This is a genomic window from Streptomyces achromogenes subsp. achromogenes, from assembly GCF_000720835.1.
GTDB classification, from domain to species: Bacteria; Actinomycetota; Actinomycetes; order Streptomycetales; family Streptomycetaceae; genus Streptomyces; species Streptomyces achromogenes.
In genome coordinates, this window is record NZ_JODT01000019.1 from 227,086 (window position 1) to 251,128 (window position 24,043).

24 protein-coding genes are annotated in these 24,043 nt (G+C 72.6%); 9 read left to right on the forward strand and 15 right to left on the reverse strand.

Translation table 11 applies throughout. The features are described from left to right. Positions 1-32: 32 nt before the first annotated feature. The 5 genes from IH25_RS0121005 to IH25_RS0121025 are packed head-to-tail and all read right to left on the reverse strand — an operon-like array spanning position 33 to position 4,508. Positions 33-695: a hypothetical protein gene (locus IH25_RS0121005; protein WP_030612532.1), complete on the reverse strand. Its 663-nt coding sequence runs from the start codon at positions 693-695 to the stop codon at positions 33-35. Continuing rightward, complete coding sequence (locus IH25_RS0121010) at positions 683-2,194, reverse strand: ABC transporter permease (protein ID WP_078844342.1); 1,512 nt, start codon at positions 2,192-2,194, stop codon at positions 683-685. Before IH25_RS0121010 ends, IH25_RS0121005 begins: the two co-directional genes overlap by 13 nt. Continuing rightward, the gene (locus IH25_RS0121015; protein WP_030612539.1) at positions 2,191-3,051 is read right to left on the reverse strand and encodes an ABC transporter ATP-binding protein; all 861 of its coding nucleotides are present in this window, start codon (positions 3,049-3,051) and stop codon (positions 2,191-2,193) included. The genes IH25_RS0121010 and IH25_RS0121015 overlap by 4 nt, the downstream gene beginning before the upstream one ends. 58 nt (positions 3,052-3,109) lie before the next feature. Then, a complete protein-coding gene (locus IH25_RS0121020) occupies positions 3,110-3,937 on the reverse strand; it encodes a cupin domain-containing protein (RefSeq protein WP_030612542.1) in 828 nt (275 codons plus the stop codon). Positions 3,938-3,965: 28 nt separating this feature from the next. After that, a complete protein-coding gene (locus IH25_RS0121025) occupies positions 3,966-4,508 on the reverse strand; it encodes an RNA polymerase sigma factor (RefSeq protein WP_030612545.1) in 543 nt (180 codons plus the stop codon). Between the two features lie 408 nt (positions 4,509-4,916). On the opposite strand from IH25_RS0121025, the gene IH25_RS0121030 reads away from it, so the two are divergent. From IH25_RS0121030 to IH25_RS0121040, 3 genes are read left to right on the forward strand one after another with little or no spacing between them, the layout of a single operon-like run. Further along, positions 4,917-7,283 (forward strand): RNA degradosome polyphosphate kinase, encoded by a 2,367-nt coding sequence (locus IH25_RS0121030; protein WP_107058429.1) that lies wholly within the window; start codon positions 4,917-4,919, stop codon positions 7,281-7,283. Next, positions 7,264-8,394: a CHAD domain-containing protein gene (locus tag IH25_RS0121035; protein ID WP_030612551.1), complete on the forward strand. Its 1,131-nt coding sequence runs from the start codon at positions 7,264-7,266 to the stop codon at positions 8,392-8,394. Before IH25_RS0121030 ends, IH25_RS0121035 begins: the two co-directional genes overlap by 20 nt. Positions 8,395-8,433: 39 nt before the next feature. Further along, complete coding sequence (locus IH25_RS0121040; protein WP_030612556.1) at positions 8,434-8,859, forward strand: NUDIX hydrolase; 426 nt, start codon at positions 8,434-8,436, stop codon at positions 8,857-8,859. Positions 8,860-8,865: 6 nt separating this feature from the next. Here IH25_RS0121040 and IH25_RS37665 read toward each other — a convergent pair whose 3' ends face one another. Beyond that, entirely contained in the window at positions 8,866-9,051 is a 186-nt protein-coding gene (locus tag IH25_RS37665; RefSeq protein ID WP_037655333.1) for a hypothetical protein, read from the reverse strand. Positions 9,052-9,162: 111 nt separating this feature from the next. Between IH25_RS37665 and IH25_RS0121050 the strand changes: the two genes are divergently transcribed. After that, complete coding sequence (locus tag IH25_RS0121050) at positions 9,163-10,023, forward strand: hypothetical protein (RefSeq protein ID WP_030612559.1); 861 nt, start codon at positions 9,163-9,165, stop codon at positions 10,021-10,023. Positions 10,024-10,140: 117 nt separating this feature from the next. Then, the gene (locus IH25_RS41700; RefSeq protein WP_167346037.1) at positions 10,141-10,302 is read left to right on the forward strand and encodes a hypothetical protein; all 162 of its coding nucleotides are present in this window, start codon (positions 10,141-10,143) and stop codon (positions 10,300-10,302) included. Positions 10,303-10,326: 24 nt separating this feature from the next. Here IH25_RS41700 and IH25_RS0121060 read toward each other — a convergent pair whose 3' ends face one another. After that, on the reverse strand, positions 10,327-10,635 hold the full coding sequence (locus tag IH25_RS0121060; protein ID WP_030612568.1) for a metal-sensitive transcriptional regulator: 309 nt from the start codon (positions 10,633-10,635) through the stop codon (positions 10,327-10,329). A 215-nt stretch (positions 10,636-10,850) separates the two neighbouring features. Between IH25_RS0121060 and IH25_RS0121065 the strand changes: the two genes are divergently transcribed. Next, complete coding sequence (locus IH25_RS0121065) at positions 10,851-11,471, forward strand: DUF47 domain-containing protein (protein WP_030612570.1); 621 nt, start codon at positions 10,851-10,853, stop codon at positions 11,469-11,471. A 7-nt stretch (positions 11,472-11,478) separates the two neighbouring features. Next, positions 11,479-12,477, forward strand: coding sequence for an inorganic phosphate transporter (locus IH25_RS0121070; RefSeq protein ID WP_030612573.1), 999 nt, complete (start codon positions 11,479-11,481; stop codon positions 12,475-12,477). 111 nt (positions 12,478-12,588) lie between these two features. Here the strand turns inward: IH25_RS0121070 and pstB are convergent, their stop codons facing one another. From pstB to pstS, 4 genes are all read right to left on the reverse strand, one after another. Further along, positions 12,589-13,365 (reverse strand): phosphate ABC transporter ATP-binding protein PstB, encoded by a 777-nt coding sequence (pstB, locus tag IH25_RS0121075; protein WP_030612576.1) that lies wholly within the window; start codon positions 13,363-13,365, stop codon positions 12,589-12,591. Between the two features lie 83 nt (positions 13,366-13,448). Further along, on the reverse strand, positions 13,449-14,495 hold the full coding sequence (pstA, locus tag IH25_RS0121080; protein WP_030612579.1) for a phosphate ABC transporter permease PstA: 1,047 nt from the start codon (positions 14,493-14,495) through the stop codon (positions 13,449-13,451). Next, complete coding sequence (gene pstC, locus IH25_RS0121085; RefSeq protein ID WP_030612582.1) at positions 14,492-15,496, reverse strand: phosphate ABC transporter permease subunit PstC; 1,005 nt, start codon at positions 15,494-15,496, stop codon at positions 14,492-14,494. The genes pstA and pstC overlap by 4 nt, the downstream gene beginning before the upstream one ends. 116 nt (positions 15,497-15,612) lie before the next feature. After that, positions 15,613-16,740 (reverse strand): phosphate ABC transporter substrate-binding protein PstS, encoded by a 1,128-nt coding sequence (gene pstS, locus IH25_RS0121090; RefSeq protein ID WP_030612585.1) that lies wholly within the window; start codon positions 16,738-16,740, stop codon positions 15,613-15,615. Between the two features lie 350 nt (positions 16,741-17,090). Here pstS and IH25_RS0121095 point away from each other — a divergent pair, with 350 nt between their 5' ends. Then, positions 17,091-18,671, forward strand: coding sequence for an FAD-binding oxidoreductase (locus IH25_RS0121095; protein WP_030612589.1), 1,581 nt, complete (start codon positions 17,091-17,093; stop codon positions 18,669-18,671). Positions 18,672-18,728: 57 nt separating this feature from the next. On the opposite strand, the gene IH25_RS0121100 is transcribed toward IH25_RS0121095, so the two are convergent. The 4 genes from IH25_RS0121100 to IH25_RS0121115 form a co-directional block, all read right to left on the reverse strand. Then, the gene (locus IH25_RS0121100) at positions 18,729-19,424 is read right to left on the reverse strand and encodes a phosphatase PAP2 family protein (RefSeq protein ID WP_030612592.1); all 696 of its coding nucleotides are present in this window, start codon (positions 19,422-19,424) and stop codon (positions 18,729-18,731) included. A 230-nt stretch (positions 19,425-19,654) separates the two neighbouring features. Continuing rightward, positions 19,655-20,656: a C40 family peptidase gene (locus IH25_RS0121105; protein ID WP_030612595.1), complete on the reverse strand. Its 1,002-nt coding sequence runs from the start codon at positions 20,654-20,656 to the stop codon at positions 19,655-19,657. A 56-nt stretch (positions 20,657-20,712) separates the two neighbouring features. Continuing rightward, a complete protein-coding gene (locus IH25_RS0121110) occupies positions 20,713-22,509 on the reverse strand; it encodes a serine/threonine-protein kinase (RefSeq protein ID WP_030612598.1) in 1,797 nt (598 codons plus the stop codon). A gap of 53 nt (positions 22,510-22,562) precedes the next feature. Continuing rightward, complete coding sequence (locus IH25_RS0121115; RefSeq protein ID WP_030612601.1) at positions 22,563-23,333, reverse strand: trypsin-like peptidase domain-containing protein; 771 nt, start codon at positions 23,331-23,333, stop codon at positions 22,563-22,565. A gap of 381 nt (positions 23,334-23,714) precedes the next feature. Here IH25_RS0121115 and IH25_RS0121120 point away from each other — a divergent pair, with 381 nt between their 5' ends. Beyond that, positions 23,715-24,023: a hypothetical protein gene (locus tag IH25_RS0121120; protein WP_014673544.1), complete on the forward strand. Its 309-nt coding sequence runs from the start codon at positions 23,715-23,717 to the stop codon at positions 24,021-24,023. Positions 24,024-24,043 lie beyond the last annotated feature (20 nt).

The following is a 24,043-nucleotide window of genomic DNA, read 5'->3' on the forward strand; positions in this document are numbered from 1 at the left end:
CCTCGGCGGGGGTGCCTGGGCGCCCGCGCGCGTCAGCCGGAGCGCCGGGGCCTGGGCGACCGGCGGCGGAAGAGGCGCCGTAGCGGCTCGTGGAGGGTCAGCAGCCATATCGTGCCCGCCGCCGCGAGCAGCCAGGCCCAGTGGTCGTGGGCCGTGTCCCAGCGGGGGTCCCCGGCGGGCACGAACAGGGGCCAGTCGTCCGGCAGCAGCAGCGGGGCGAACAGGGCGGCGGCCAGCAGGGCCGTGGCCGCCGGCCGGCCCGGGTGCGGGTCCTCCGAGTGGCGCACGGCGAGCCCGGCCAGGGCCAGGGCCAGCGCGCAGGCGGCCCCGGCCTCCAGGGTGACGTCCCCCGTCGGCGGGCGGTGCGCGCCGGGCACCAGCAGCAGGACGGCCGTCCACCACACGGCTGCGAGCGGCGCCACCAGCGCCACCCGCAGCGCGGTCCGCACCGCCCGCCCGGTCGGCACCGGTGTGGTGCCGGGCCGGGCGGGGTCGTCCAGCAGGAAGGCCAGGCCCAGCCCCAGGACGAGGGCTGCGGCGCGCAGCAGCAGGAGCGTGACCCAGCCGGCCGGCTCGGCGCCGGACAGCCGGGGCAGCCCGGGGATCAGCAGACCGACCGCCCCGGCCGCGCCCAGCGTCCGCCACGGCAGCGTGCGCCAGACCGGGACGGCCAGCGCCCGGATCACGCCTCGCACCGGTCCGGCCCCACCTTGGCGTGCACACCCAGCAGTTCGGCGGCGCGGGCGGTGGTGATCTTCGGAGAGGTCAGCTCCGCCCAGTGCGCCTTGACCCGGCCGACGACCGAGGGCAGCGGCCGCTCCAGCAGGGCGCGGACGACCTCGGTCTGACCGGCCGTCATGGTGAGCGGATCGGTCGGGGAGAGGACGATCGCCTCGCCGCTGAGGCTGTCGTCGAGCCGGACGTGCCTGAGCTGTGCCTCGGGGTCGTCCTGCCAGGCGAGGGACAGCCACATGACGGTCACCATCCGGCCGTCGCACACCCCCGCCGCCGCCTTCTCGTCGCCCGCGACCAGCACGGCGGCCACGGCCGTGGAGAACTCCGGGACCCGGTTGCCGCCCCAGGCGGTGCCCACGGTCACCTGGCCCGGGGTGGTGGCCGGCGGGAGCGCCGAGTCGACGTCCAGGCCGTAGCGGGCCTCCAGGCGCTGCCGGACCAGCAGCCGCTGCCCCTGCGCGGGCCCGCCGGCGAGCGACTGCACCCCGCGCACGACCCGTTCCCAGTCGGCGGTGCGCGGCGCCCACTCGGGGAACGCGCAGTACTCCGAGGTGCCCCGCCGCAGGCACGTCTGCTCCTTCTCCGGGGTGAGCGAGGCCCGCTGCCGGGCCGCCGCCGTCGCCTCCGGGACGTCGCGGGTCTGCGCGGCGCCGCCCAGCACGGTCACGGCCAGCGCGGCGGCGACGGCCGCCTGGACCCTCCGGCCACGGGAGCCGGAGAGCAGCACGGCCGTCAGGGCGAGCCCGGCGAGGTAGAGGGCGTGCCAGGCGGCGGGGCGGCCCAGCAGGCCGGACGGGAACGGGTACTTGCTGGCCGTGCCGACCACCGGGGCCAGCCAGGCGGTCCCGGTCTCCCCGGCGAACGGGAACGCGGCCCCGACGAACATCAGGAAGAACACCACGACCAGCAGCGGTGCCGCGACGGCCGACGGCACCAGCCGGGCGAGCAGCACGCCGAGCGCCCCGAACAGCAGCACCGTCAGCGGACCGACCAGCAGCTCGGCCGGTGAACCGTGACCGATCGCGCCGGGCTTGACCGCCTCCCAGGTGAACTGGGCGACCACCCCGACGGCGACCAGCAGCGCGAGCGGCACGACGGACAGCGCGTGCGCGGCCGTCCGCTGCCCCCGGGACAGTGCCAGCACCTCGAAGTGGCGCTCGGTGTCCCGGCGGCGCGAGCGCAGCACGGCCTGATTGGCGCACAGCAGCGCGGCGAGGGCGACGAACAGCGGGCCGCCCTGGGTGGCGCGGTCGGCGTCCTGGAGCACCGGGAACTCGTCCCAGGGCTGGACGTTGTGCCACACCAGCCAGGTCGTGTAGCCGACGAGGGCGAGCAGGACGGGCAGACGCCGCAACAGCCTGCGGGCCTCGAACAGGGCGAGCGCGAGCACGGCCGCCCTGGGGGTGCCGGGCGCGGCCAAAGCGGCCTGCGCCTCCTTCTCCCGTACGGGCGCGGTCACGCGGTCACCTCCGCGAGCTCGCCGTCGAGGGTGAGCAGGTAGCCGTCCTCCAGGGTGGGTTCGAGCAGGTCGGCGCCGGGGGGCGGATCGCCCACGTTGCGGAAGGCGCCCGTACCCGTGCGCCAGCCCGCCTTCGCCCCCGGATCGCGTCCGCTGCTGCTCCACACCCGGCCGGCGGCCCGCGCGGTCAGCTCGGCCGGGGTGCCGGCGAACCGGATCCGGCCGCCCGCCATCACCAGGACCCGGTTGCAGAGCATCGCCACGTCCTCGGTCTGGTGGGTGGACAGCAGCACCGTGCGGTCCTCGCCGGCGCGGGCGATCACTTCCCGGAAGCGCATGCGCTGTTCGGGATCGAGGCCGACGGTCGGCTCGTCCAGCACCAGGAAGCCGGGGTCGCCGACGAGGGCGGCGGCCAGCGCGACGCGCTGCCGCATGCCGCCGGACAGCTTCTTGATGCGCCTGCCGCGCACGTCGTCCAGGTCGGTCTCGGCGAGGACGCGGCGCACCTCCCGGTGCCGGGCGGCGCGGTCGGTCAGCTCCTTGAGGATCGCGACGTAGTCCACGAACTCGAAGGGCGTGAAGTCGGGGTGGAAGCCGGGGGTCTGCGGGAGGTAGCCCAGGTTCCGGCGCAGTTCCTGACGGCCCCGCGCGGTCGCCGGGTCGTGCCCGAGCACCGTGAAGGCGCCCCGGTCGGCCGGGACGGCGGTGGCCAGCACCCGCAGCAGCGTGGTCTTGCCCGCGCCGTTCGGCCCGAGCAGTCCGGTCACGCCCCGGCCGAGCCGCAGCGACACGTCGTCCAGGGCGCGGGTGCCGCCGAAGCGGAGGGTGAGTCCGGAGGCGGAGACGGTGGTGGTCATACGGGGCTCCTGCGGGAGGTGGGGGACGGGAGATTCAACGAGCACCTGGACGGGCGGGTCATCGGACGCCTCCGGTGGACTGGTCGAAGCGGTCCCGGGTGAGGAAGAGCAGGCCGGCGGCGAGGGCGGCGACTCCGGCGGCCACGCCCTGCCCGGCGGCGGTGAACGGGGCGAGCGCGTGGTCGCCGGGGTTCCGGGCCGCCTCGGCGAGGAGCAGCAGCACGACCCAGCCGCCGCCGGCCAGGGCGGGCGCGGCGACCGGCCCGAGCCGGGGGGTCAGGGCGAGACCGGTCGCGGTGAGCGCGAGCGCGGGCAGCAGCCAGGCGAACGCGCCCAGCCCGAAGCCCGGCAGGGCGAGGCCCGCCAGACCGGTCAGGGCGAGGGCGGCGGTCAGCACGGCGACCGTGCGGATCATCAGCAGGCGGAAGCCGTGCAGCGGGGAGACGACCGTCATCTCGTACGTCGGGTCGGCCACCGGCCCGTACGACAGGGCCACCCCGGCGAGCGGCAGCAGCGGGGTGAGCGCCAGGAACAGGGTGGTCGAGTGGCCCGCCCGCGCGGTCAGCACGGACATCGCCAGCACCAGCACCACGGCCGTCAGCCAGGAGCGGCGCAGCACCGGGGTCGCGGCCAGCAGCCGCGCGGTGTGGTCGGGCACGCCGAGCCGCAGCAGCAGCCGCTCGAACGGGCGGGGCCGGGGCGCGTCCAGTTCGGCGTCCAGCCGCGCCCAGGCCGTCTCCAGCGCCCCGGGTTCCCAGGCCGAGGCCAGTACCGCCCGGCACTCGGCGCAGCCGGCCAGGTGCGTGTCGGCGGACCACAGCAGCGGCGGCTGGAGCTCCCCGCGCGCGTAGGCCCGCAGGTCTTCTTCGGCGACGTGCCAGCTCATGCCGACACCTCCGCCGGTCCTCGTTCCCTCATGCCAGTGCCTCCCGCAGTTGCTTCCGGGCCCGCATCGCCCGCGTCTTGACCGTGCCGGGCGGAATCCCGAGCAGATCGGCCGCCTCCCGGGTGGTCAGCCCGTCGATGACCGTCGCCTGGAGCACCGCCCGCAGCTCCGGGGAGAGCCGGACGAGCGCGCCTGCCAGGTCCCCGTGCTCCACCCCGGCCAGCACCCGGTCCTCGGCGGACACCTCGTCCCGGTGGCGCAGCCGGGCCAGCGCCTGCCGCAGCCGGCCGCGCGCCCCGTCGCCGCGCTGGGCGTCCACCAGCCGGCGGGAGCCGATGCGCCACAGCCAGCCGGCCACCTCGCCCTTCTCGCGGTAGCGGGCCTTGCCCCGCCAGATCGCGAGGAAGGTCTCCTGGACGATGTCGTCCACGACGCCGGCATCCGCGCAGCGCCCGCGCAGCCGTGCGGTCAGCCACGGCGCGTACCGCCGGAACAGCTCCTCGAAGGCGTGCCGGTCGCGGTCCGCCGCGATGGCCCGCAGCAGCTCCGCGTCGCTTCTCGTCTCGCTCACATCTCCTCATCGGACGGGGCCCGCCGAACGGTTCACAGCGGTCGCGGCCGGTTTCCGGCCCCTCACCCGCGTGGGCCGTCCAGCAGAGCAGACGGGCGCCGGAGCGGGTCCGCCGGGGCGCGCCGGCCGACGTACCGGGACGCGCAGGGACCGGGGCCACCGCGGCAGGGATCGAGGCCGCCACGCCGCGGGATCGAGGCCACCGCACCGGGACTGGGGCCGCCACGCCGTAACCGGGGCAGACGCGCCGGAACCGGGGCCGGCTCGGTGCACCGGGCGGCGCGCACAGCCACCGGCCCCAGGACCGGCCGCCCGACCTCCGCCGCACCCCCTCCGGGCCGCTCCCCGCTATCCCACACGTCATGTCGCCGTAACCATTGATTCAGCCTGGCTTGCGACGCTCGGCCAATGACACCCGTCGTGCCAGAGCCTTCGCCGCCCTCCGAGGGACCCGCCGCGGGCAGCGGAACCGTGCGGCTCCCGCCCGCGCGTTCCGACGCGCCCGTGTCGCCCGCGGCGGGGAAGAATGGGTTCATGAGGCAGCACGAGACCCAGGCCGAGGCCCCGCACACGCCGCAGCCCCCCGTGGGCTCCCTCGCCGCGCACCGGCAGCGCGCCGTGTCCACCACCGTCTCCGGTCTGGCGCCCGACCTCGACGCGGACCTAGACGCGTACGAGGAGGCCCAGGCCGACGGCGCCCCCCTGCCCCAGGGCCGTTTCCTCGACCGCGAGCGCAGTTGGCTGGCCTTCAACGAGCGGGTCCTGGAGCTGGCCGAGGACCCGGCCACCCCGCTGCTGGAGCGCGCGAACTTCCTCGCCATCTTCGCCAGCAACCTGGACGAGTTCTTCATGGTCCGGGTGGCCGGACTGAAGCGCCGCATCGCCACCGGGGTCGCGACGCGGTCCGCCTCCGGGCTCCAGCCGCGCGAGGTGCTGGAGATGATCTGGGCCCGCTCCCGCGAGCTGATGGCCCGGCACGCCGCCTGCTACCACGAGGACGTCGCCCCCGCGCTCGCCGAGGAGGGCATCCACCTGGTCCGCTGGCAGGAGCTGACGGAGAAGGAGCAGGCCCGCCTCTTCACGCTGTTCCGGAACCAGATCTTCCCCGTCCTCACCCCGCTGGCCGTCGACCCCGCGCACCCCTTCCCGTACATCTCCGGCCTGTCGCTGAACCTGGCCGTCGTCGTACGCAACCCGGTCAGCGGCCACAAGCACTTCGCCCGGGTGAAGGTGCCCCCGCTGCTGTCCCGCTTCCTGGAGGCCTCCCCGGGCCGCTACGTCCCCATCGAGGACGTCATCGCCGCCCCCAACCACCTGGAAGAGCTGTTCCCGGGCATGGAGATCCTGGAACACCACGCCTTCCGGATCACCCGCAACGAGGACCTGGAGGTCGAGGAGGACGACACCGAGAACCTCCTCCAGGCCCTGGAGAAGGAACTCATGCGGCGCCGCTTCGGCCCGCCGGTGCGCCTGGAGGTCGAGGAGTCCATCGACCGCGAGGTGCTGGACCTGCTGGTGCGCGAGCTGAAGATCTCCGAGGCCGAGGTGTACCCGCTGCCCGGCCCGCTGGACCTCACCGGACTGTTCCGGATCCACTCGCTGGACCGGCCGGAGCTGAAGTACCGGAAGTTCGTCGCCGGCACCCACCGCGACCTCGCCGAGGTGGAGTCGGCGTCCCCGCCCGACATCTTCGCCGCCCTGCGCACCCGGGACGTGCTCCTGCACCACCCCTACGACAGCTTCTCCACCTCCGTGCAGGCCTTCCTGGAGCAGGCCGCCGCCGACCCGGACGTCCTCGCGATCAAGCAGACCCTGTACCGGACCTCCGGCGACTCCCCCATAGTCGACGCCCTCATCGACGCCGCCGAGTCCGGCAAGCAGGTCCTCGTCCTGGTCGAGATCAAGGCCCGCTTCGACGAGCACGCCAACATCAAGTGGGCGCGCAAGCTGGAGGAGGCCGGCTGTCACGTGGTCTACGGCCTGGTCGGGCTAAAGACCCACTGCAAGCTGTCCCTGGTGGTCCGCCAGGAGGGCGAGACCCTGCGCCGCTACAGCCACGTCGGCACCGGCAACTACCACCCGAAGACGGCCCGCCTGTACGAGGACCTCGGCCTGCTCACCGCGGACCCCCAGGTCGGCGCGGACCTCTCCGACCTGTTCAACCGGCTGTCCGGCTACTCCCGCCGGGAGACCTACCGTCGGCTGCTGGTGGCGCCCAAGAAGCTGCGTGACGGCCTGGTCTCCCGCGTCCACAAGGAGATCCAGCACCACCGCGCGGGCCGGCCGGCCTTCATCCGGATCAAGGTCAACTCGATCGTGGACGAGGCGCTCATCGACGCCCTCTACCGCGCGTCCCAGGCGGGCGTGCCGGTGGACGTGTGGGTGCGCGGCATCTGCGCGATACGCCCCGGTGTCACCGGCCTGTCGGAGAACATCCGGGTCCGCTCGATCCTCGGCCGCTTCCTGGAACACTCCCGGATCTTCGCCTTCGGCAACGGCGGCGAACCCGAGGTGTGGATCGGCAGCGCCGACATGATGCACCGCAATCTCGACCGCCGGATCGAGGCCCTGGTCCGGGTCGTCGACCCCGGCCACCGCGCAGCCCTCAACCGGCTGCTGGACACCGGCATGTCCGACACCACCGCCTCCTGGCACCTCGGCCCGGACGGCGAGTGGACACGGCACGCGACCGACGGGGACGGCGGGCCCCTGCGCAACGTCCAGGAGATGCTCATAGACGCCCGGAGGCGCCGGCGTGGCACAGCAACACCTTGACCAGACGGACCCCACGGCCGAGGCGGTGGCGGGTGACGCCCTCGCGCAGTACCTGCGCGCCCAGGCCACGGAGTTCCTCCGCGCCCTGCGCCTGCACCGGGAGACCGGCGGCAACGGCGGAAGCGCGCCCCCGCGCGGGAGCGGGGGCGCGGTGGGCGACGGCCCGCAGGAGTCCGTCGACGCGGCGCGCGCCCTGCGCCGCTCGGCCCGCCGCATCAGCGGCAGCCTGCACACCTTCCGCCCATTGCTCGACCCCGACTGGTCCGAGGAGATCCGTCCCGAACTGGCCTGGCTGTCCGGCACGCTGGGCCTGGAGCACGCCTACCAGGCGCGCCTGGAGCGGCTGCTGCTGGCGCTGCACCGGTTGTCCGGGGTGACCGCGCTGCCGGTGCGGACGGTCGACGCGCTGGCGGTCGGCGGCCGTGCCCTGCCCGGGAAGACGGCGGGCCCCGGCGGGCCGGCGTTCACCACGGCGGCGCCGGAACGCGGCACCCTCACCGTCGGCGCGGCCAAGGCCGGGGCGCTGCTGGAACGCCAGCTCACCCTGGCCCGGACCAGGGCCCACTCCACGGCGCTCCAGGCCCTCGGCTCCTCCCGCTTCCACGCGGTGGCCGACAAGGTCGCCGTGCTGGCCAGCGAGGTCCCCCTCACCCCGGCCGCGCCCGGCACCGAGCTGGGTCCGCTGGCCGCCGCCGCCGAGGAACGTCTCGACGACGCCGTGACCGCGCTGCCCCTGGTCACCGCCGGCCACCCCTACAACGCGGAGGCGCTGGTCCACGGCCTGTCCCCGGAGCCGTCCCCGCACCCCCAGGACGGCCCCTGGCACCAGGTCCGGCTGCTGCTGCGGCTGTACCGGTACGCCCGGGAGGTGCTGCACGGCGGCGACGCCCCGCTGGACGTACGGCTGCTGACGGCGGGGCAGGCGCTGAACCGGCACCGGGACGCCTCGGAGGCGGCAGCCGCGGCGGCCCAGGCGGCCCGTACGCCCCGGATCACCCCGGCCACCGCCTACGCCCTCGGCGTGCTCCACGCCGACCAGCGGCACGAGGTGGAGGCGGCCCGGTTCGCGTTCCAGCAGGCCTGGCAGAAGCAGCCCGTCAACGCGCCCTGAACCGGAAGGAGTCGCGCCCTGAACCGAAAGGAGTACGGCGTGAGCGACACCGTGGTCCAGGCGGCCGGCTGCGTCCTGTGGCGCCGCTCGCCGCTCACCGGCGCCCTGGAGATCTGTCTGGTCCACCGGCCCAAGTACGACGACTGGTCGCACCCCAAGGGCAAGCTGAAGCGGGGCGAGGACCCGCTCGCCGGGGCGCTGCGCGAGGTCGCGGAGGAGACCGGGTACAGCGCCGAGCCGGGCGCGGAGCTGCCGGCCGTCTGCTATTCGGCCAACGGCCGCTTCAAACGGGTGCGGTACTGGGCCGCCGAGGCGGTTTCCGGCCACTTCACACCGAACACCGAGGTGGACCGCATCCTGTGGCTCACCCCGGACGCGGCCCGCACCCGGCTGACCCAGTTCCGCGACCGGGAACTGCTGGACGCGCTCGGCCGGCCGGTGGAACACGGCGGACGGCGGGGCTGAGGCCGGTCAGCCGGCCGCCTCGTGGGTCTCCGCGTCCGTGCGGGCCTGGCTGCGGGCGCGGCGGGCGGGGCCGCGCCAGCCGCAGGTGCAGCGGGCCACGCAGAAGCGGCCCTGTTCGGTCGTCGAGGTGCGGTGTTCCTGCCCGGACCGGTTGTGCTCCGGCCCGTCCTGCTGCGCCGAGGTGAGTGCCACACCGGCCACCGTACCGAGCGCGCCCGCGGGCGCGTGACGGTGCCTGCCACCCGTCGTTATCCGGACGACGGGGGCCCGTGACGGACACACCGGCTTGGGGGTAGGCAGGCGATGGATCGGCGGCAGCACAGGCGCGCGGGCAGGACGGGCGCCGCGACGGTCATCCTCCTCGGCCTCGCGGCGGGCGCCTGCGGCTGCTGGGGCAGCGGGGCCGCCGCCGAGGACGTCACGGGCGCGGACGACCCCCTGGGCGCCCTGCACCGGGCCGCCCGGGCGCTGCGGGACGCGGGCAGCTCCAAGGCCGGCACCTCCATGGAGATGGCCACCGGCGGCACCCGCGTCACCATCCGGGGCCGGGGTGTCTACGACTACCGCCGCCGCCTCGGCCGGCTCACCGTGATGCTCCCCGCGGACCCCACCGGCGCCGCCGGACACCGGCCCATCACCGAACTCCTCACCCCGGACGCGCTGTACATGAAGAACCGGGGCGCGGGCGTGCCCGCCGACAAGTGGGTACGGGTGGAGACCGCGACGCTGACGGACGGCAATCTGGTCACCGGCGGCGCCACCGACCCGTACGTGGCGGCCGAGCTGCTGCGCGGGGCCCGGGAGGCGATCTTCGTGGGCCGCACCGAGCTGGCCGGGACGGCCGTACGCCACTACCGGGGCACCGCCGATCTCGGCCACGCGGCCCGGTACGCCTCGGCCGGGAACCGGGCGGCGCTGGCCGCGGCGGCGAAAGGGTTCGCCACGGCCCGGGTGCCGTTCGACGCCTACCTGGACGACCAGGGCCGCATCCGCAAGCTCCGGCAGCGCTTCAGCTTCTCCAACGGGCACGCCAAGGCGACCGTCGCGGTGGCCTCCACCCTGCTGCTGTACGGCTTCGGCGCGCCGGCGGACATCCGGCTGCCGGCCCCGGCGGACATCTACACGGGCCGGGTCGCCGGGGACGAGCCCGCCGAGAGCGGCTGATTCCGGCCAGTCACTAGTACCAGACGTCCCTTTGTAAGTAGCCCGTCCGTGCCATGCGCGGGGTGCGGACCACTGCCTACTCTGGAAGGCGGTGACGGCAGGGAAGAGGTGAGGCGGGTGGCTCCGGTCGGCGGCACGGCGGTTCAGGACCACGTGGCCCTCGCCGAGATCGAACTCTGCGGAGAGCTGATCATCGCGGCCTCGGCCGCCGAGGACCGGCTCAGCCTGGAGAGCATCGACGAGGTGCTGCGCGTCGCCGAGGAACGGAGTGCGGGCTGAGCGCGGCCCGCCCCGCCGGGCCGCTCAGGTGCGCAGCAGACGGCCGATCGCCTTGGTCGCCTCGTCCACCTTCGCGTCGATCTCGTCGCCGCCCTTGAGGGCCGCGTCCGCCACGCAGTGCCGCAGGTGCTCCTCCAGCAGCTGGAGCGCGAAGGACTGCAGCGCCTTGGTGGAGGCGGAGACCTGGGTGAGTATGTCGATGCAGTAGGTGTCCTCGTCCACCATCCGCTGCAGACCGCGGATCTGCCCCTCGATGCGGCGCAGCCGCTTGAGGTGCTCGTCCTTCTGCTGGTGGTAGCCGTGCGTGGCGCCGGCCTCGGTCGTCGTCGTCATCGCGGGCCTCCGTCTCGGGACGAGCTTCGGACAAAAGGGATAGATACCCCTACTGGGTATATGGTAACGAACTTTGCGGGGTAAGGGGGCCTTCGTACGCCCCTGTGCTCATCAACGCGCCCGATGGGCGACACTGGGATGCGGCCCGTTAGCCGTGGCCGGATGATGCGCCTAGCATCAGCCTGACCGAAACCGAAGCACCCCGAGGACCCCACGTGCGCTTTCGTCTGACCCCCAGGGAGACGAGCTTCTACGACATGTTCGCCGCGTCCGCGGACAACATCGTCACGGGCTCGAAACTCCTGATGGAACTGCTCGGGGCGGACCCCTCCGCCCGGGCCGAGATCGCAGAGCGTATGCGGGCCGCGGAACACGCAGGTGACGACGCCACGCACGCGATCTTCCACCAGCTGAACTCCTCGTTCATCACGCCGTTCGACCGGGAGGACATCTACACCCTCGCCGGTTCCCTGGACGACATCATGGACTTCATGGAGGAAGCCGTCGACCTGGTCGTCCTCTACAACGTCGAGGAACTGCCCAAGGGCGTCGAGCAGCAGATCGAGGTCCTGGCCCGCGCGGCGGAGCTGACGGCCGAGGCCATGCCGAACCTGCGCACCATGGACAACCTCACCGAGTACTGGATCGAGGTCAACCGGCTGGAGAACCAGGCCGACCAGATCCACCGCAAGCTGCTCGCCCACCTCTTCAACGGCAAGTACGACGCCATCGAGGTGCTGAAGCTCAAGCAGATCGTGGACGTCCTGGAAGAGGCGGCGGACGCGTTCGAGCACGTGGCGAACACGGTGGAGACCATCGCCGTCAAGGAGTCCTGAGGCGTCGATGGACACCTTCGCCCTGATCGTGACCGTAGCGGTCGCGCTCTTCTTCACGTACACGAACGGCTTCCACGACTCCGCGAACGCCATCGCGACCTCGGTGTCGACGCGGGCGCTGACCCCGCGGGCGGCGCTCGCCATGGCGGCCGTGATGAACCTGGCCGGCGCCTTCCTGGGCTCCGGCGTCGCCAAGACGGTCAGCGAGGGCCTGATCGAGACGCCCCACGGCTCGACGGGGATGGGCATCCTCTTCGCGGCCCTGGTCGGCGCGATCGTCTGGAACCTGGTCACCTGGTACTACGGCCTGCCGTCGTCCTCCTCGCACGCCCTGTTCGGCGGCATGGTGGGAGCGGCGCTGGCGGGCGGCACGGACGTGCTCTGGAGCGGGGTGCTGGAGAAGATCGTCATCCCGATGTTCGTCTCCCCGTTCGTCGGCCTGATCGTCGGCTACCTGGTCATGACGGCGATCATGTGGCTGTTCCGGCGGTCCAACCCGCACAAGGCCAAGCGGGGCTTCCGCATCGCCCAGACCGTCTCGGCCGCCGGCATGGCGCTCGGCCACGGTCTCCAGGACGCCCAGAAGACGATGGGTGTCGTGGTGCTGGCCCTGGTGATCTCCGGCCACGAGACGTTCGGCGACCCGATCCCGGTCTGGGTGAAGATCGTCTGCGCGGTGATGCTGTCCCTGGGCACGTACGCCGGCGGCTGGCGGATCATGCGCACCCTGGGCCGCAAGATCATCGAGCTGGACCCGCCGCAGGGGTTCGCGGCCGAGGCCACCGGCGCGTCGATCATGTTCACCACCGCGTTCATCTTCAAGGCGCCGATCTCCACCACCCATGTCATCACCTCGGCGATCATGGGCGTGGGCGCGACCAAGCGGGTCAACGCGGTCCGCTGGGGCGTGGCCAAGAACATCGTCCTCGGCTGGTTCATCACCATGCCGGCCGCCGCCCTGGTCGCGGCCCTGGCCTTCGGCATCGTGAAGCTGGTGGCCCTGTAGGACCGCAGGACGAAACGCGAAGGGCCCGCCCCCGGGAATCGGGGGCGGGCCCTTGTGCGTCCTCGCGGTGGCACCGCCATGCAGCACCGCAGGACGTCCAGCGGTCCGGGCCTAGCCGAAGCGGCCGGAGATGTAGTCCTCCGTGGCCTGGACCGACGGGTTGGAGAAGATCCGCTCGGTGTCGTCGATCTCCACCAGCCGGCCCGGCTGGCCCACCGCGGCGAGGTTGAAGAACGCCGTGCGGTCCGAGACCCGCGCCGCCTGCTGCATGTTGTGGGTCACGATGACGATCGTGAACCGGTCCTTCAGCTCGCCGATCAGGTCCTCGATGGCGAGCGTGGAGATCGGGTCCAGGGCCGAGCACGGCTCGTCCATGAGCAGCACCTTCGGCTCGACCGCGATGGCCCGGGCGATGCACAGGCGCTGCTGCTGGCCGCCGGAGAGCCCGGAGCCCGGCTTGTTCAGCCGGTCCTTGACCTCGTTCCAGAGGTTCGCGCCCTTGAGCGACTTCTCGACGATGTCGTTCAGCTCGCTCTTCTTGTAGTTGCCGTTCAGCCGCAGGCCCGCCGCCACGTTGTCGAAGATCGACATCGTGGGGAACGGGTTCGGGCGCTGGAAGACCATGCCCACCTCGCGGCGCACGGACACCGGGTCGACCCCGGCGCCGTACAGGTCCTCGGCGTCCAGGAGCACCTTGCCCTCGACGCGCCCGCCGGGGGTCACCTCGTGCATCCGGTTCAGGGTGCGCAGGAACGTCGACTTGCCGCAGCCGGAGGGGCCGATGAACGCCGTCACCGAGCGCGGCTCGACCGTCATCGAGATGTCCTCGATCGCCTTGTGGGAGCCGTAGTAGGCGGTGAGCCCGCTTACGTCGATTCGCTTGGCCATGTCTGCTTCACTTCCAGGAAATTCAAGCTCGGTCGCTGTGGGGCCGCGTCGGCGGCCGGCCAGGCGGCGGTGGCCGCGGCGGGTCAGCGCGGGGCCTTCCAGCGGGCGATGCCGCGGGCCACCAGGTTGAGGATCATCACGAAGGCGATCAGCGTGAGGGACGCCGCCCAGGCGCGGTCGTACGCAGCGTCGCCGCCGGCGGCGTACTGCTGGTAGATGTACAGCGGCAGCGAGGCCTGGGCGCCGTCGAACGGGTTGGTGTTGATGAAGGGGTTGCCGAACACCAGCAGCAGCACCGGCGCGGTCTCGCCCGCGATCCGGGCGATGGCGAGCATGACGCCGGTGGTGATGCCGCCGAGGGAGGTCGGCAGGACGACCTTCAGGATGGTCCGCCACTTGGGCACGCCGAGTGCCAGGGATGCCTCGCGCAGCTCGTTCGGGACGAGCTTGAGCATCTCCTCGGTGGAGCGGACGACGACCGGCATCATCAGGATGGCCAGGGCCAGCGAACCGGCGAAGCCGAACGGGTCGAGCTCCAGGATGAGCATCAGGCTGAGGATGAACAGGCCCGCGACGATCGACGGGATGCCCGTCATGACGTCGACGAAGAAGGTCACCGCCTGGGCGAGCCGGCCGCGCCCGTACTCGACCAGGTAGACGGCGGTGAGCACGCCGATCGGGGCGCCCATGAGGGTGGCGAGGCCGACCTGCTCCAGGCTGCCGACGATGGCGTGGTAGATGCCGCCGCCGGTCTCGGTGTCGGCGACGATGCCCATGGAGTGGGTGAGGAAGTGAACGTCGAGCACCTTCACGCCGCGCGAGACGGTCGTCCACACCAGGGAGACCAGCGGGACGACGGCGAGCAGGAAGGCGACCCACACCAGCGAGGTGGCGACCCGGTCCTTGGCCTGCCGGCGCCCCTCCACCCGGGCGGTGATGCCGTAGGTGCCGAGGACGAACAGGATCGCGGCGATCAGACCCCACTGGACCTTACTGCCGAGGCCCGCGCCGAGGCCGATGCCCACGGCGACGGCGACGGACCCGGCGGCGATCGCCCAGGGGGACCACTTGGGCAGGCGGGCGCCGCTCAGTGATCCGGGGCGCTTGTCGGTGACGGCTGCGGTGCTCATGCGTTGGCCCCCGAGTACTCCTTGCGGCGGGCGATGATCGCGCGGGCCGCGCCGTTGACCAGCAGGGTGATGACGAAGAGGACCAGACCGGAGGCGATCAGCGCGTCCCGGCCCTGCTCGCTGGCCTCGCCGAACTTGCCGGCGATGTTCTGGGCGAAGGTGCCGCCGCCGGGGTTCAGCAGGCTGGCGTGGATGTCGTAGTCCGGGGAGAGCACGGTGGCCACGGCCATCGTCTCGCCGAGGGCGCGGCCGAGGCCGAGCATGGACGCGGAGATCACACCGGAGCGGCCGAAGGGCAGCACGGACATCCGGATGACCTCCCAGCGGGTGGCGCCGAGGGCCAGGGCGGCCTCCTCGTGCATCCGCGGGACCTGCCGGAACACCTCACGGCTGACGTTGGTGATGATCGGCAGGATCATGATCGCCAGCAGGATGCCGACGGCGAGCATGGTGCGCGGGGCGCCCTCCTCCCAGGAGAGGATCCCGGTCCAGCCGAAGTAGGTGTCCAGCCAGCCGTACAGGCCGCGCAGGTGCGGTACGAGGATCAGGGCGCCCCACAGGCCGTAGACGATGGACGGCACGGCGGCGAGCAGGTCGATCACATAGGCGATCGGGCCGCTCAGCCGGCGCGGGGCGTAGTGGGTCAGGAACAGCGCGATCGCCACGGCGACCGGGACCGCGATGGCCATGGCGATCACCGAGGAGACGATCGTGCCGAAGGCCAGCACCGCGATGCCGAAGACCGGCGGGTTGAGGTTGGTGTTCCACTCGAAGGTGGTCAGGAAGTTGCCGTGGTCCCTGCTGATCGCGAGGGAGGCGCGGTAGGTGAGGAAGACCGCGATCGCGGCCATGATCACCAGCAGCAGGATGCCGGAGCCGCGCGACAGGCCGAGGAAGATCCGGTCGCCGGGCCGGGTGGCGCCGCGGGCCGCGCGCTTGCGTTCGGTGAGCGAGGGCGGGGAGGCGGGGGGAGGAACGTCGGTTGTCGTCGTTATGTCCATCGGGTTCTCCGGTCTGCGGAGCGGCGGCCCCGCGGGGGGCGCGGCTCGTGGCGGCGGTGCACCGGACGGTGCGGCCCGGCCCGGACGGGCACCGGGCCGCACACTCACGGATCAGGTCAGCTCAGGCCCTCGATGGTGGTGCGGACCTTGGCGATGATCTCGGCGGGGATCGGGGCGTAGTCGTTCTGCGCCAGCACCTTCTGGCCGTCCTCGCTGGCGATGTAGCGCAGGAACGCCTTGGTGGCGGGCAGCGAGTCGGCCTTGTTGCCCTTGTCGCAGACGATCTCGTAGGTGACCAGGGTGATCGGGTAGGCGCCCTCGGCCTTGGTCTTGTAGTCGAGCTGGAGCGCCAGGTCCTTGCCGGTGCCGATGACCTTGGCGGCGGCGATGTCCGCGGTGGCCGACTCGGTGGACGGCTTCACCGGGGCCTTGGCGCCGGTGGCGATGGCGACGGTGTCGATGCCCTTGGCGAAGGACAGCTCGAAGTAGCCGATCGCGCCGGAGTTCTGCTTGACGCCCTGGGCCACGCCGGCCGAGCCGGAGGCCGCCTGACCGCCCTGCGCCTGCCAGGCCTTGCCACCGGAGTACTTCCAGTTCTCGGGCGTGGTGGCGAGCAGGTACTTGGTGAAGTTGTCCGTGGTGCCGGAGTCCTCGGAGCGGTGGAAGGCCTGGATCTTCAGGTCGGGCAGCTTCGCGCCGGGGTTGAGCTTCTTGATCGCCTCGTCGTTCCAGTTCTTGATCTTGCTGTCGAAGATCTTGGCGATCGTCGGGGCGTCCAGGACCAGGTTGTCCACGCCGGGGACGTTGTAGCCGAGGGCGATCGGGCCGCCGACCATCGGCAGGTCGATGCCCTGGCCGCCGTCGCAGACCTTCTTGGAGGCGGCGACCTCGTCGGGCTTCAGCGCGGAGTCGGAACCGGCGAACGCGATCTGGCCCTGGGTGAAGGAGGTGACACCGGCACCGGAACCGGCGCCCTTGTAGTTGATCTGCACCTTGCAGGCCGGGGAGAAGACCTTGGTCCAGGCGTCGATCGCGTTCTTCTGCGCCGACGAACCGTCCGCGAGCAGCTGGCCCTTGGCGTCGTCGCACTTGACGGAGCTCCCGCTCGTGGTGGCCGAGGAGCCACCCGAGGCGTTGCCGTCGCCGTTGTCGTCGGAGCCGCACGCCGTCAGGGCCAGGGCGCTGGAGACGGCGACAGCACCGAGAGAGAGGGCGCGCAGCCGGTTCTTGCGCTGAAGCTTCACTTTCGGGAGTCCTTCCAGGAGCCGCCGCGATCGGCGGCGCGCGAGGTAAATGGGTGCGGTGCGCGCGAGCGCAATCCATGCCGCACTCCGCACCGGGTACGGCCGAAATTAGGCAGAACAGGTGAAGCCGCCGATGGCCAGAAATGAACGCAGAGTGAACCCCTGCCGTCGGCCCGGTTAGGTCACGGAATGCTCACGGGGAGAGCACATGGAGGTTCCGACGAGCCGGTAACACGAACACTCGTACGTCCTCACTCGAACACCCGCGCGCCGTTCCTCACCCGTTCGGCGGAACCCCATGGCGCGGCGCGCCGTCTCGTTCCACAGGAGCCGAGGAAAGGGCGACGGACATGGAACGGCGTACGTTCATCTCGGGCGGCGCGGCCGCCCTCGCGGCCACCGCGCTCACCGCGTGCACGGCGGGCAAGGACTCCTCCGCGCCCCCCGCCTCCCTCACGGGCACGACCTCCCTCGCCGCCCTGGGGACCACCGGCTCGGCCGGGACCACCGGCTCGGCCAGGGCCGCCGCGAACTGGACGGCCCTCGCCCGGGACCTGGACGGCACCCTCGTCCGGCCCGGCGACGCCTCCTGGAAGACCGCCCACCAGCTCTACAACACCCGCTTCGACGGCCTGAAACCAGCCGCGGTCGCCTACGTGGCGCACACCGCCGACATCCGCACCACCCTGGCGTACGCCCGCGCGCACGGCGTCAAGGTCGCCATCCGCAACGGCGGCCACTCCTACGCCGGCTACTCCTCCGGCGACCAGCGGCTGATCGTCGACGTCTCCCGGCTGAACCGGATCCGGGTCAGCGGCAACCAGGCCGTCGTCGGCGCCGGCGCCAAGCTGATCGACGTCTACCGCGCGCTCGCCGCGAAGGGCGTGACCATACCCGCCGGCTCCTGCCCCACCGTCGGCGTCTCCGGCCTGGTGCTCGGCGGCGGCCACGGCGTCGCCTCCCGCGCCTACGGCCTGACCTGCGACAGCCTCACCCAGGCCACCCTGATCACCGCCGACGGCACCCAGCTCACCGCCGACACCGGCCACCACGCCGACCTGTTCTGGGCGCTGCGCGGCGCGGGCAACGGCAACTTCGGCGTCGTCACCGAGCTGCACTTCCGCACCCACACCGCGCCGCAGGCCGTCACCGCCCACCTGACCTGGCCCTGGTCCAAGGCCGCCAAGGTGCTGAAGGCCTGGCAGGAGTGGGGCCCCTCCCAGCCCGACGAGATCTGGTCCTCCCTGCACCTGGCCTGCTCACCGGGCCGCACCCCGACCGTCTCCGTCTCCTGCTTCTCCCTCGGCACCTACCGCGAGCTGCAGAACGCCGTGGACCGCCTGGCCCACCTGGCCGGCGCGGGCGCCCGCTCGGTCTCGCTGCGCCGCCGCGGCTACGAGGAGGCCATGGAGATCTACGCCGGCTGCTCCTCCTTCACCACCGACGCCCAGTGCCACCTGCCGGGCTCCACCCCGGGCCGCTCCCCGCAGGGCCGGCTCGGCCGGGAGACGTACGCGGCCCGCTCCGACTTCTTCGACCGCTCGCTGTCCGCCGCCGGCATCCAGACCGTGCTCCATCAGATCGCCGCGGTGCGCGGCGGCGCCGGCAGCATCGCCTTCACGGCGCTCGGCGGCGCGGTCAACCGGGTCTCCCCGACCGCGACCGCGTTCGTCCACCGCCGCTCGCGGATACTGGCCCAGTACATCGCCTCCTGGGGCGCGGGGGCCGCCGGCACCACGGCCCAGGCCTGGCTGACGTCGGCGCACAAGGCGATGGCCCCGTACGCCTCCGGCGCGGCCTACCAGAACTACACCGACCCCACGCTGAAGAACTGGAAGAAGGCGTACTACGGGGACGCGGCGGCACGGCTGGACAAGGTGAAGAAGCAGTACGACCCCAAGCGGTTCTTCTCGTACGCGCAGGGGCTGTAGGCACGGGAACGGGCCGGCCCCCGCCGAGGGGGAGCCGGCCCGTTCCCGCTTTCCCGCTTACGCGGCCAGGTCCCGCTCCCCGGCCTCCGCCGAGCGGCGCGCGCCGGGCAGCACCGGGACGTCCGGCGCCGTCCGCCGCCGCACGAGCCGGCCCACCCGCGGCGAGCGCTCCACCGCCCGCATCAGCGGGGTGAGCAGCGCCATGGCGAGCGGGGACAGCAGCAGGACGACGGCCGTACCGAGCGCGAAACCGCCCACGACGTCCGTCGGGTAGTGCACGCCCATGTAGACCCGGCAGAAGCCCTCCAGCAGGGCCAGGCCGATGCCCACCAGGCCGAAGCGGCGGTTGGCGACGAAGAGGCCCACACCGAGCGCCATCGTCAGCGTCGCGTGGTCGCTGACGAAGGAGAAGTCGTCCTTGCCGGACACCAGCACGTCCAGGCCCTGGTGGTCCCGGAACGGGCGGGGGCGCTCCACGAAGCCTCTTATCGGGACGTTCACGAGGACCGCGATGCCCGCCGCGAGCGGCGCCCACACCAGTGCGGCCACCGACGGCGCCGCCTCCTCGCCGCCCCGGCGCCGCACGCCCCACCAGCACCACAGGACCAGCAGCACCATCGCGAGCAGCAGCCCGTACTCGCCGACGAACTCCATGACCCGGTCGAACCAGTGCGGCGCGTCCTTGGCCAGGCCATTGATGTCGTAGAGCAGGTCGACGTCGGGGTTCGATCCGGATTCGGCGAGTACAGCCATGGTGCTGCGGCCCCTTCGTCGTTCGTCCGGACGCACCGGGTGTGCGTCGCGCCAGCCCCCCGTGGTTCGTAGATCCGCTTCCGCTGCACTGCCGTACTGACGTCCGCTCGGCTACGTCAACAGGAACGCACGGGCACCATGAATACGTTCCACTCTCCACTGAATGATCACGCAGACGTTATCGAAGAGAGACTCGTCACCGCAGCTCAGGGGGCAGCTTCACGCATCGTTCACACGCTCGTGGGAAGTGCCTGCGCGCCCTCCTCCGTTACCCGCGTCGCGCCGAAGTAGTCAGGGGTGTCGATCGGGTCGAAGCGGATCACGGCGCCGGTGCGCGGGGCGTCGATCATGTACCCGCCGCCGACGTAGATCCCCACGTGCCGGATGGCCCGCGAGTCGGTGAGGTCGTCGGAGAAGAACACCAGGTCACCGGGGAGCAGTTGGTCCCGCGAGGGGTGCGGCCCCGCGTTGTACTGGTCGTTGGCGACACGCGGCAGGGTGACCCCGACCTTCTCGTACGACGCCTTGGTCAGACCCGAACAGTCGAAGCGCCCGCCCTGCTCGGGGGTGCCGTTGCCGCCCCACAGGTACGGCGTGCCGAGCCGGCTCTGCGCGAAGGCGATGGCACCGGCGGCCTGCCGGGAGGGGTCGAGCCGGCTGACCGGCGCGGCGAAGCTCTTCTCCAGGCTGCGGATCCGCTTGACGTAGTTCCGCGTCTCGCTGATGGCCGGCACCCCGCCCGCCCGGATCACCCGGTAGGCGCCCGCGTTGTAGGCCGCGAGCATGTTGTCGGAGACGTCCCCGGGCACGTCCTTGACGTACTTCGCCAGCTCGCAGTCGTACGAGGCCGCCGACGGAATGGCGTCGTCCGGATCCCAGATGTCCCGCTTGCCGTCACCGTCGCCGTCGATACCGTGCGTCGCCCAGGTGCTGGGGATGAACTGCGCGATACCGCGCGCGTCGGCCGGGCTGACGACGGTCGGGTTCCACCCGCTCTCCTGGTACAGCTGCGCGGCGAGCAGCGCGGGCGAGAGCGCCGGGCACAGATTCCCCCACCGCTGCACCAACTGCTTGTAGGCGGCCGGCACCGCCCCCTTCGCCAGGCCCCGGCCCCCCGAGGTCACCCCGTTGACCAGGTTCCCGGCCACCATGTACACACCGACGACCAGCAGCATCACGAAGCTCACGCCGAGCGCGCCGGCCGCCCCACCGATCACCCATGACTTCCGCACGGTTCAACTTTCCCCCATGCCGGGCCGATCGAAGACACCTTTCTCATGATGTGGCGTCATTTCGCGGTGAAGCCCGCGCAGATGAGGCTGCTGTAGTCGTCGGGCGTACGGATGTGGTGCCACTGCACGGTCCAGTCCCCGGGGTCGTTGGCGAGCGGTATGGCGGGATACGCCTTGCCCCGCACCCACTGCCGGAAGTCGTCCGGATAGGTCACGTACGTCCAACCGCCCGCGTCCGCCGCGCCGTAGAGGTCGACGGGCTTGCTGGTGTAGCCCGAACTCGCGTTGACCGCCGACAGCCCGGGGACGGGCCTGCCGGTGTCGGGATCGATGTCGTGCGGCGGCTTGACGCTCACCGTGACGTAGTACGGCTCCTTCGTGGCGGGCGGGTACTTGTCGCGGATGCCGAGCCTCACCTTGTGGGAGAACGTGGTGTCCACGCCCTGCCCGTCCGGCGCGTCGGGGTCTTCGATCACCCTCATCAAGCCGTTCGAACCACGTTCCTCCGGCGGCAGTTGGCACTGGTCCTCGGCCGAGTCGTACAGGGTGCGGTCGAGCTTCGTCTCCGCGTAGGCGGGAGCGCCCCGTCCGCCCGCCACGGGGGAGGCGGTGCGCGCGGTGGCGGACGGGGTGCCGGTCCCCGGCCCGCCGTGCGCGCTGTCCTCGCCGTCGCCCCGCTGGGTGAGCAGCACGACCGTGGCGGCGGCCACGACACCGAGGGCGAGCCCCGCCGCCACGACGACCCTCCGGCGCCCACCCTTGGCCCGGCCGGGCGGCAGGGCCGGCTGGGTGGGGAGGTAGTTGGGGGCGCCGTGGGGGGCGGGTGGGGTGCTGGGGGTTCCGGGGGTTCGGGGGGTCGGCGGGGTCTGGACGGCCGTCGGGGTCCGTGGGTCCGGCTGCGCCTGGAGGGCCATCGGAGTCCGCGGGTCCGGCGGGAGCTGATCGGCCGTTGGGGGCTGGACGGCCGTCGGGGTCCGCGGGTCCGGCGGGGTCCGGGGAGCGGGCTCGGCCAGGGCGGACAGGGCCGCGTAGTGCGGGTCCTCCACCAGCGCGGTCCGCACCCCGCAGCGCGCGATCACCTCGGCCGGCGTCGGCCGGGCGGCGGGGTCCTTGGCCACGCACGCCTCGATCAGCGCCACCAGCCCGGGCGCCACACCGGCCACGTCGATCGGCTCGTGCACGGCGCGGTAGCTCACCGCGGTCGGGTCGCCGACGCCGAACGGGGCCCGGCCGGTCGCCGCGTAGGCCAGGGTCGCGCCGAGCGCGAAGACGTCCGCCGGTGGGCCGACCTCGTTGCGCAGCAGCACCTCCGGCGCGGTGTAACCGGGGGTGCCCGGCGCGGACCCGGCCTCGGTGAGCGCGGTGTGGCCCGCCCCGCGCGCGATGCCGAAGTCGATGAGCTGCGGACCCTGCGCGGCCAGGATGACGTTCTGCGGCTTGAGGTCCCGGTGCGTGACGCCGTGCGCGTGCACCGCGGCGAGCCCCTCGGCGAGCGCGGCGAACAGCCCCCGGCAGGTCCCGGCGGGCAGCGGCCCGCGCTCCGCGACGGCACCGGCGAGGGTGGGCCCGGCGACGTACTCGGTGGCCAGCCAGTAGGGCGCGGCGTCCAGCGAGGCGTCGATCAGGTTGGCGGTGTACGCGCTGCGGACCGCCCTCGCGGTCTCGACCTCGCGCCGGAAGCGGGCCAGCGCCTCGGGGTGGTCGGTGATCTCGTCGCGGATCACCTTGATCGCGACGAGCCGGCCGCCCGGCGAACGGCCGAGGTAGACCTGCCCCATGCCGCCCGCGCCGAGCCGGGCGAGCAGCGTGTGGGTGCCTATGTGCGCGGGATCCTGAGGCTTGAGTGCGTCCACGGGCACAGACCCTGCCACAAAGATCACGTACGCGTCCCGGCCCCGATGCCCGGTCAGGAGGCTTCGGCCGCCTCCTCGTACAGCTCCGCCGCCACCCGCCCCAGCACCACGCTGTACGAGATCTCGGGCGTACTGCCGCCCTCCTCGTGACCGCCGAGGACCCCGACGATCTCGTGGTCCCCGTTGACCCAGGGGCTGCCGCTGGTGCCGCCGGTGAAGTCGGGGCATTCGACGCGCTGTTGGGTACGGCTGTGCCGGACCGGCTTGTCGGTGCAGCTGACGGGGACCTCGCGGGAGGCCGGGTACCCGGTGACGGTCACCCCGGTGGCGCCGGTGGCCACGCCGGGCGTGAACCGGTAGGCGCCCACCACGTCCTCCACCCGGCCGCCGCCCTGCCCGGCGACGGTGGCGAAGGCGAGGTCGCTGTCCTCGTCCCGGTCCCGGGCCCACGCGTCGGGCAGGAACCGCCGCGTCACCCTCCACACCCCGTACGGCGCCCGCCCGGCGCGATAGCCCGGCACGAACACCAGATCGCGGCCGGGGTCGTCCAGGCAATGGGCGGCGGTGACGATCAGGTCGCCGCGCGAGCTGTGCGCCACCGACGCCGTGCAGAAGTGACCGCCGGCCGGACGGCCCGCCCCGTCCGCGGGGAACAGCGCGCCCACCCGCGCGCTCCACCGGTTCGCGGCGGCGTCCACGGTGACCCCGAACGGCCCCGGCCCGTCGTCGGCGGCGGCCACGGAGGCGGAGGTCAGCGCCAGCAGCACCACCGCGCCGAGCAGCGCGGGCCGCGAGGTGGCCGGGCCGGGTGAGATGCGCTTCATCGGAACCGAGTCTGACCGTCAAAGGTGAGGTGGAAACCCGGGGTTGCCTGAGATTTCCCTGTGAATCGACGCCCCCGGGGCGACCCCGCCCGCCGCCCCGCCCGTGAGAACATCGACGCGACAGCTCACCCGACCGGCCGTCAAACCCGCGCGGGTCGTAAAGGGGGTCAACGACGGAACCACACACCGGGTTCCGTTCCGACCTCATTGCCCGGGGTGACCTGCCGTGATACACAGAGTGACGGTAGGTGCCACCTAGACGAAACCCGCCAGTGAATGACGCCAAGTCGACATACGTTGGCGACGTTGTCGGCGACAATGAGGCCTGACCTCTGCGCCCGCAGGGGCTCGCGGAACTACCCACCAGGGGCGGTGACTTACATGCTCTTTGCGGCCGACAAGGGAGACATCAACACCATCATCGGCGGGATCGCTCCGGACTGGGGCCCCTTCGGCAGCCTGGGCAACGAAGCCAAGGTGATGATCGAGGTGGTCATGGCCGTCGCCATCCTGCTGTGCCTCGGCATCGCGGTATGGGGGGCGGCCAAGCAGCGTATCGGCGCCACGGCCCTGCGGGACACGTTCAGCGCGGAGCAGGGCAAGGGCCTGATCATCGCCGGCCTCACCGGGGTCTTCATCATCGGCTCCCTCGGCACACTGTTCACCATCGTGTACGGCATGGCGGTGTAACCCCACCCGTTCCGGGCACG

Coding starts and splice junctions, on each gene's coding strand:
- IH25_RS0121030 (WP_107058429.1), top strand. CDS start 4,917: ATGACACCCGTCGTGCCAGAGCCTTCGCCGCCCTCCGAGGGACCCGCC.
- IH25_RS0121095 (WP_030612589.1), top strand. CDS start 17,091: ATGGAACGGCGTACGTTCATCTCGGGCGGCGCGGCCGCCCTCGCGGCC.
- IH25_RS0121015 (WP_030612539.1), bottom strand. CDS start 3,051: ATGACCACCACCGTCTCCGCCTCCGGACTCACCCTCCGCTTCGGCGGC.
- IH25_RS0121100 (WP_030612592.1), bottom strand. CDS start 19,424: ATGGCTGTACTCGCCGAATCCGGATCGAACCCCGACGTCGACCTGCTC.
- IH25_RS0121120 (WP_014673544.1), top strand. CDS start 23,715: ATGCTCTTTGCGGCCGACAAGGGAGACATCAACACCATCATCGGCGGG.
- pstA (WP_030612579.1), bottom strand. CDS start 14,495: ATGAGCACCGCAGCCGTCACCGACAAGCGCCCCGGATCACTGAGCGGC.
- pstB (WP_030612576.1), bottom strand. CDS start 13,365: ATGGCCAAGCGAATCGACGTAAGCGGGCTCACCGCCTACTACGGCTCC.
- pstC (WP_030612582.1), bottom strand. CDS start 15,496: ATGGACATAACGACGACAACCGACGTTCCTCCCCCCGCCTCCCCGCCC.
- IH25_RS0121020 (WP_030612542.1), bottom strand. CDS start 3,937: ATGAGCTGGCACGTCGCCGAAGAAGACCTGCGGGCCTACGCGCGCGGG.
- IH25_RS0121070 (WP_030612573.1), top strand. CDS start 11,479: ATGGACACCTTCGCCCTGATCGTGACCGTAGCGGTCGCGCTCTTCTTC.
- IH25_RS0121050 (WP_030612559.1), top strand. CDS start 9,163: ATGGATCGGCGGCAGCACAGGCGCGCGGGCAGGACGGGCGCCGCGACG.
- IH25_RS0121115 (WP_030612601.1), bottom strand. CDS start 23,333: ATGAAGCGCATCTCACCCGGCCCGGCCACCTCGCGGCCCGCGCTGCTC.
- IH25_RS0121060 (WP_030612568.1), bottom strand. CDS start 10,635: ATGACGACGACGACCGAGGCCGGCGCCACGCACGGCTACCACCAGCAG.